Raw genomic sequence first — 7,368 nt, 5'->3', positions numbered from 1 at the left:
ACCTTTGACCTCGACCCCGACGGCAAGGATCCCGTCCTCGGGATCGAACGCATCCAGKAAGCCTACTTCCGCCGCTTCCCCGGCTACCCCCGCGGGATCACGGTCCCGGCGATCGTGGACGTCCCCACCGGGCAGGTCGTGACCAACAACTTCCCCCAGATCACGCTGGACTTCTCCACGGAATGGGCGCAGTACCACCGCCCCGGCGCGCCGGAGCTGTACCCGGATCATTTGCGGGAAGAGATAGACGCCGTCAACAAGCGCGTCTTCACGGAAGTGAACAACGGCGTCTACCGGTGCGGCTTTGCCGGTTCCCAGGAAGCCTACGACGCCGCMTACGACCGGCTCTGGACGGCCCTCGACTGGCTTGAGGAGCGCCTTGGGGGGCAACGGTACCTCGTGGGCGACACCATCACCGAGGCAGACGTCCGGCTTTTCACCACTCTGGCGCGCTTCGACGCCGTGTACCACGGGCACTTCAAGTGCAACCGGCAGAAGCTCAGCGAGATGCCGGTGCTGTGGGCCTACGCGCGTGACCTCTTCCAGACCCCCGGGTTTGGGGACACCACCGACTTCGTGCAGATCAAGCAGCACTACTACATCGTCCACGAGGACATCAACCCCACCGGCGTTGTCCCGCGCGGCCCGGAGCTGGGCAACTGGCTCTCCGCCCACGGTCGCGAAGCTCTAGGCGGCCGGCCGTTCGGCGACGGCACGCCGCCGGGACCGGTCCGCCCCGGTGAAGAGGTCACCCCGGGACACGGCGCGGACTGACCGGAAAACACTGTCCTGCCGGGGTTCGTCCATTTGTCGCAGCAATATCTCCAGCCTATGGTGAGCCGGGATGACTACGACAGACGAGRCAACACACACCGGAGGCCCCTCCTTGTTCCGGCGGCTATGGCGGATCGTGGCGGGCAACGTGTCCTCGGCGCTGCTGTGGCCGCGGCTGCAGCTGGCCATGAAGGCAGGACTGGCCGCGGGCGTTGCCTTCGCCATCGCCCCGCTGATGCCCGGCTCCGCGGCCGACTACCCCTATTACGCTCCGCTGGGCGCCCTGGTGGCGATGTACGAGAACGTCGCCGGCTCCATGAAGCAGGGAGTGCAGACGCTCGCGGGGCTGGCGATAGGGATTGGACTGGCCTTTGTGCTGTTCATCCTCGGCAGCCCGTCACCGCTGACAGTCGGGATCGTGATGGCCTTTGGTGTTGTCCTGGCCGGACTCCCGAAGATCGGCGCAGGCCKGGACTGGATCCCGACGGCGGCGCTTCTGKTCCTGCTCGTGGGGGGCCACAACCCGGACACGTTCTCCTTCGGGTACCTCTTCCAGATGGGCGTCGGAGTCACGGTGGGCATCATTGTGAACCTGCTGGTCTTCCCGCCCCTGCACTTCCGGGCCGCCGAGCTCAGCATCGCGGAACTTCGCCTGGCACTCGCCCAGCAGCTCCGGGACATGGCCACGGCGCTGAAGGAGAGCTGGCCGCCGGAACACGAGGACTGGTCCAAGCGGTCCGACTCGCTCGAAGCCTCCGCGCGCTCCGTACKGCTGGCCGTGGAGAAGGCGGACGCCAGCCGGCGGGCGAATCCCCGGCGGCGTCTCMACCCCCGGGACATCGAACTGGATTACCGCAACCTGCGKGATCTTGAGCGGGTGACCTTCCATGTCCAGGACGTGACGCAGGTGCTGTCGGATGTCATCTGGGCCAAGGACACACCCTTTGTGGTGCCGGATGAATATACCGAGCCGCTTGCAGACGCCATGTCCGCCGTGGCCGACATCCTGCGCTCGATCGAGGAGGAGAGCCCGGAAGAGCAGTTGGAGCGGATTGAAGCGGCCGACTCTGCCGTCAAGGCGCTGACGGGACGGATCGGCGCCGAGGAAACGTCMACCGATGCCCCCAGCGCAGTCGAGTCGATCCTGATGAGCCTRCACCGGATGCTCCGGGTCGTGAAGTCCTCCGCGGCCAGCGACTGACGCACGGATACTCCGGCCAAAGGCCCGGACCATGACGGCGGCGTCCGTCCCCGTGCCGGGGGTGGGCGCCGCCGTTGTTCCTGGCCGGCTACCGGCTACGACAGCCCCGCGACGGAGCCGCTGAAGTGCCGCCGCCCGGACAGCGGGTTCCACGCCACATAGTCGGAGCGCTGCCATGCCCCGCCGCCGGCCTGCACGGTGCTGATGTCCAGTGCCACGCGGGCCGGCAGGAAGACCGGCGCCTCGAAGGCCACCTCCCAGTTGAACGAGTCCCCCTTGACGGCACCGACGTCCGCCAGCGCCCGCGACGCGAGGTACATGCCATGGGCGAGGGACCGGCGCAGCCCCATGGCCTTGGCCGTCAGGACGCTCAGGTGAATGGGATTGAAGTCGCCGGACACGGCCGCGTAGGCGCGCCCGGTGTCGACGCCCAGCTGCCAGATCGCCGTGGGATCCGGTGCCGAGAACGGCGGCTGCGTTACCGGCACCKACGGCTTGTCGATCCCGGGCAGGAACACGCCCTTGGCCAGGTAGGTCGAGACCCCGCGCCAGCGGACTTCCGCTTGCCCGGCGGCCCGGACCTCCGCCACGACATCAAGCTGGGTGCCGGCCTTGTGTCCACGCAGGTTGTCCACCCGGGCACGGATGTCCAGAGCCTCGGTGAACAGCACCGGCGCGGACTGCACCACCGTGTTGCTCAGGTGGATCATGCCCAGCAGCGGCAGCGGAAAGTCGTCCCGGTTCATCACGCTCATGGCCAGCGGAAACGCCAGCGCATGGATGAACCCGGCGGGCAGGACATCGCTCGCGGTCTCACCGATCAGGTGCTGGTAGGCGGTCAGGTTGGTGACGTCGGCCCGCACGCCGCGGACTTMGTGGGTGTAAGGCGGCAGTTCGGTGCCGCCGTGGGTGCCCAGGACCCGCCGCCGCGCAGCGGTGGCCGCGGCGTTGACGTAGAGCTTGGACAGGGTCGGCATCTCCCCAAGGATGACGGTMCGGGAACTGCTCATGCGCCCACCAAATTCTGCCCGCAGACGCGCAGCACCTCTCCGGAAATCCCGCCGGCGGCGTCGCTGGCAAGGAACGCGATGGCCTCGGCGACGTCCCCCGGCCGACCGCCCTGCTGCAGGGAATTKAGCCGGCGGGCGATTTCGCGGGTGGCGAAGGGGATGCGGGCCGTCATTTCCGTTTCGATGAAGCCGGKAGCGACGGCATTCATCGACCCGCCGCGCTCGCCGATGAGCGGCGCCGTGGCGCGGACCATGCCGATCACCCCGCCCTTGGACGCGGCATAGTTGGTCTGGCCGCGGTTGCCGGCGATCCCGCTTGTGGAGGCCACGGAGACGATCCGCGGCGAGTCGTGGAAGTGCTCCGAGGCCAGGAGGGCATCGTTGATCCGCAGCTGGGCGGCGATGTTGACCGCGATGACGGAGTTCCAGCGGCCCGCATCCATATTGGCMAGGAGCTTGTCGCGGGTGATTCCGGCGTTGTGGATCACGATGTCCAGCCGCCCGTGGCGTGCCACGGCGTGGTCAATGATCCGCTGGCCGGCGTCGCTGTGGCTGATATCCAGCTGCAGAGCGGTTCCGTGGACCTCGTTGGCCACGGCCGCGAGATGGTCGCCCGCGGCCGGGATGTCGACGAGGATGAGCGTGGCGCCGTCGCGGTGCAGGGTGCGGGCGATCGCTGCCCCGATGCCCCGGGCGGCGCCCGTCACCACTGCCACCTTGCCGGCCAGCGGCTTCTCGACGTCATCGGGCAGCTGCCCGGCGCCGGAGGTGACGGTCAGGAACTGCCCGTCCACGAACGCCGAGCGGCCGGACAGGAAGAACCTCAGCGCCCCCAGCGTCCCGGGGCTGGTGGTGTCGGCGCCGTCGGCGAGCAGGATGCCGTTCCCTGTGGCGCCCGCGCGCAGTTCCTTCGCCAGTGACCGCAGGAGACCGTCCACGCCGTGACGGGCCGCCGCCGTCGCGGGCTCCGCCGCGGAGCCCGCTGTGCGGGACACTGTGATGACACGGGCATTCGGGGCCAGGTCGCGCAGCGAGGTGGCCGCCGTGAGGACCGGGTGTTCCAGATCCTCGGGACGGACCAGCTMGTCCAGCACCAGGATGATGGCGCCGAGCTTCTCCTTCGGGATCGCGTGGCGCCGGACGTCGAGGTTCCAGGCCAGGAGGGTCGCGGCCAGGCTGTCGGCGCCGCTGGTGGAGCCCTGAACCAGGACCGGCCCCTCGATCAGGGGGGCACCGGGCCGGTACCGCCGGAGGGCCACCGGCTGCGGGAGCCCGAGCCGCTTGGCAATGTCCCGGCCGGGTCCGTGGCTGACGAAGCGGGTGTATGTGTCGCTCATCGGGTTCCCCTTAGAGTGCTTCGAGAATTGCGACGACGCCCTGGCCGCCGGCGGCGCAGATGGACACAAGCCCGCGCGCCGGGCGGCCGTCGGCGTGGCCCTTGTCATGCAGCATCTTGGCCAGCGACGCCACGATCCGGCCGCCCGTGGCAGCGAACGGGTGCCCGGCAGCCAGCGAAGAGCCGTTGACGTTTAGTTTGGACCGGTCAATGCTGCCGAAGGCGCCGTCCAGGCCCAGGCGGGTGCGGCCGAACTCCTCGTCCTCCCACGCKGCAAGGGTGCTCAGCACCGTCCCGGCGAAGGCCTCGTGGATCTCGAAGAAGTCGAAGTCCTCAAGGGTGAGGTTGTGGCGTGCGAGTAGCCGCGGCACCGCGAAGGCCGGGGCCATGAGCAGGCCGTCCTTGCCGTGGACAAAGTCYACGGCGGCAGCTTCGCCGTCAACCACGGCGGCGAGCTTGGGGAGGTCGTGGGCATCGGCCCATTCCTCGGAGGCGAGCAGCACGGTGGAGGCGCCGTCCGTCAGCGGGGTGGAATTGCCGGCCGTCATGGTTGCCTCGGCGCCAAGGTTCTTGCCGAAGACCRGCTTGAGTGTCGCCAGTTTGTCCAGGCTCGTGTCGGCCCGCAGGTTGGAGTCGCGGCTCAGGCCCCGGTAGGGCGTCAGGAGGTCGTMGAAGAAGCCGGCGTCGTAGGCCGCGGCAAGATTCTTGTGGCTGGTGAAGGCGAGCTCGTCCTGGGCCTCCCGGGTGATTTTCCACTGCGCTGTGGTCAGCGCCTGGTGTTCGCCCATTGACAGGCCGGTGCGCKGTTCCCCCGTGTTCGGGGCATCGGGGGCCAGGTCCTTGGGTCGGAGCCGGCTGAGGACCTGCAGCTTCCGGGATACCGTCTTCGCCCGGTTCAGGTCCAGGAGCACCTCGCGGAGCCCTTCGCTGACGGCGATGGGGGCATCCGAGGCTGAGTCGACGCCGCCCGCGATCGCTGACTCGATCTGGCCCAGCTTGATCTTGTTGGCCAGGCCGAGGACTGTCTCCAGGCCGGTGGCGCACGCCTGCTGGAGGTCATACGCGGGGGTCTCGGCGGAGAGGGCCGAGCCGAGAACTGCTTCGCGGGTGAGGTTGAAGTCGCGGGAGTGCTTGAGGACGGCTCCGGCAGCGACTTCCCCGATCCGCTCATCCTGGAGGCCAAAGCGGGCAATGAGTCCGTCCAGCGCGGCGGTGAGCATGTCCTGGTTGGAGGACTTGGTGTAGGCCCCGCCGGTCCGGGCAAACGGTATGCGGTTGCCGCCCACAACCACGGCTTTGCGGAGCTGCGTGGCGGCGGTCGGTTCCTGCGGGCCGGGTACTGACTGTCCGTTGACGGACATGGGCTGTCTCCTTCGATCAAAGCGGTTACCGATACCCAGCGTACCTKATACGCTGGGTATCGTGAACATCCCCCACGCTAGTCCGCCGGGCGCCACCACGGCCAGCGGCAAGGCCGCCGCCAGGGGCGCCGGCTCCCGKTCAAGCACTCCGCTAAATACCCCGTCAAGCGGCGCGTCGGGCGCCCCCTCCGGCAACCCCGGTGGGCCGTCCGGCGTCGACGGCCGTTCCTCCCGGTGGCAGTCCCACCGCGAGGAACGGCGGCGGGAGCTCATCAAGTCCGCCCGGAAGGCGGTGCACGCCCTGGGCAGCGATGCGTCCATGGAAKACATCGCCATAGCCGCGGGAACGTCAAAGTCCGTGTTCTACCGCTATTTTGGTGACAAAGMCGGTCTCCAGCAGGCCGTGGGCGAGGTGGTGCTGGGCCAGATGCAGCGCCGGATCCAGGAGGCTGCCCAAAGCGCCCAGACACCGMGCGAGGGCCTGTTCGCCATGGTCTCGGYCTACCTGCAAATGGCCGAGACCAGCCCGAATGTCTACACGTTCGTGACGCGCCACGGCCACGGCGACACGGACACAGCGGGCCCGTCCATCTCCACCGCCGGGGCGCTGAGCCACTTCTTCGCCGCCATCAGCGACATGATCGCCCGGCCCATGCGCAGCCACCTGGGCGGCGGCCAGGACAAGGAAGCCGTGATCGGCTACTGGCCCAACGCCGCGATCGGACTGGTGCGGAACGCCGGAGAGCAGTGGCTCGCCAGCCCGCCGGGACCCGCCAAGCCGGACCAGGAGGCCATGGCACGGCAGATTACGGACTGGCTCTGCTTCGGGATCGCTCCCGAACTGCAGACGCCCCCGACGGGAGCGGACCCTGTGCCGGACCGCGGCACCTCCTAGCACCGACACCCGGGCCCCCTGGCCCCGGAACTGAAGCCCCGGAACCGCGGCCCGGAACTGAGGCCTTAGCACTGAATTGTCAGAACCAAAGAAGGAATCGACATGACTGAACTCGCCGACCGTACCGCCGGCACCGAGCCCGGACGCAGCACAACATCGGCAGCCGGCCGGCCCGGCGCTCCGGAGCAGCCCGCCGTTGACGTCGCAGCCCTTGGCGAGCAACTGCTGGGCAAATGGGCCGACGTCCGCCGGCACGCCCGCGCGGTGTCCGGCCAGCCTGAACTGCACAAGATCGAGGGCCTGACCCACACCGAACACCGACGGCGCGCTTTTGGGCAGCTGGAGCACCTCGTGCGCCACGAAGCCGTCCACCGGGCCTTCCCGTCTGCGCTTGGCGGCAACGATGACCACGGCGGCAACATTGCAGGGTTCGAGGAACTGGTCACCGCCGATCCTTCCTTGCAGATCAAGGCCGGCGTGCAGTGGGGCCTCTTCGGCTCCGCCGTGATGCACCTTGGCACCGAGGACCACCACCATAAGTGGCTGCCGGGCATCATGAGCCTGGCGATTCCCGGCTGCTTTGCCATGACCGAGACCGGGCACGGCTCGGACGTCGCCAGCATCGCCACCACGGCCACCTACGACCCGGCCACGGAGGAATTCGTGATCCACACGCCGTTCCGGGCCGCGTGGAAGGATTACATCGGCAACGCCGCGATCGACGGCCTGGGCGCGGTCGTCTTCGCCCAGCTCCTGACCAAGGGCGTCAACCACGGCGTGCACGCTTTCTA

The 7,368-nt window shown here is 68.7% G+C and carries 7 protein-coding genes; 4 read left to right on the top strand and 3 right to left on the bottom strand.

From position 1 onward, the window contains the following. Both AC1DBQ_RS20060 and AC1DBQ_RS20055 read left to right on the top strand, forming a co-directional pair. Positions 1 to 774 (top strand): glutathione S-transferase C-terminal domain-containing protein (locus AC1DBQ_RS20060; protein ID WP_476930180.1); only part of this gene is annotated, 774 nt, incomplete at its 5' end. Between the two features lie 70 nt (positions 775 to 844). After that, a complete protein-coding gene (locus tag AC1DBQ_RS20055; RefSeq protein WP_476930179.1) occupies positions 845 to 1,975 on the top strand; it encodes an FUSC family protein in 1,131 nt (376 codons plus the stop codon). Positions 1,976 to 2,070: 95 nt separating this feature from the next. Here the strand turns inward: AC1DBQ_RS20055 and AC1DBQ_RS20050 are convergent, their stop codons facing one another. Genes AC1DBQ_RS20050 through AC1DBQ_RS20040 form a run of 3 tightly spaced genes read right to left on the bottom strand, consistent with a single transcriptional unit; the run spans position 2,071 to position 5,682 of the window. Then, positions 2,071 to 2,985 carry a MaoC family dehydratase gene (locus AC1DBQ_RS20050; RefSeq protein ID WP_476930178.1) on the bottom strand — a complete coding sequence of 305 codons (915 nt, stop codon included), beginning with the start codon at positions 2,983 to 2,985 and terminating at the stop codon, positions 2,071 to 2,073. Continuing rightward, positions 2,982 to 4,322, bottom strand: coding sequence for a 3-oxoacyl-ACP reductase (locus AC1DBQ_RS20045; protein ID WP_476930177.1), 1,341 nt, complete (start codon positions 4,320 to 4,322; stop codon positions 2,982 to 2,984). Before AC1DBQ_RS20045 ends, AC1DBQ_RS20050 begins: the two co-directional genes overlap by 4 nt. A gap of 10 nt (positions 4,323 to 4,332) precedes the next feature. After that, complete coding sequence (locus tag AC1DBQ_RS20040) at positions 4,333 to 5,682, bottom strand: acetyl-CoA C-acetyltransferase (protein WP_476930176.1); 1,350 nt, start codon at positions 5,680 to 5,682, stop codon at positions 4,333 to 4,335. Positions 5,683 to 5,953: 271 nt separating this feature from the next. Between AC1DBQ_RS20040 and AC1DBQ_RS20035 the strand changes: the two genes are divergently transcribed. Together AC1DBQ_RS20035 and AC1DBQ_RS20030 are read left to right on the top strand one after the other, a co-directional pair. Next, complete coding sequence (locus AC1DBQ_RS20035) at positions 5,954 to 6,577, top strand: TetR family transcriptional regulator (RefSeq protein WP_476930181.1); 624 nt, start codon at positions 5,954 to 5,956, stop codon at positions 6,575 to 6,577. Positions 6,578 to 6,679: 102 nt separating this feature from the next. Next, positions 6,680 to 7,368 (top strand): acyl-CoA dehydrogenase family protein (locus AC1DBQ_RS20030; protein ID WP_476930175.1); only part of this gene is annotated, 689 nt, incomplete at its 3' end.

This window comes from Arthrobacter sp. 10T413_2 (genome assembly GCF_056394205.1).
Note: the sequence above shows the minus strand (reverse complement) of the source record. Positions and strands in the feature narration are given on the sequence as shown.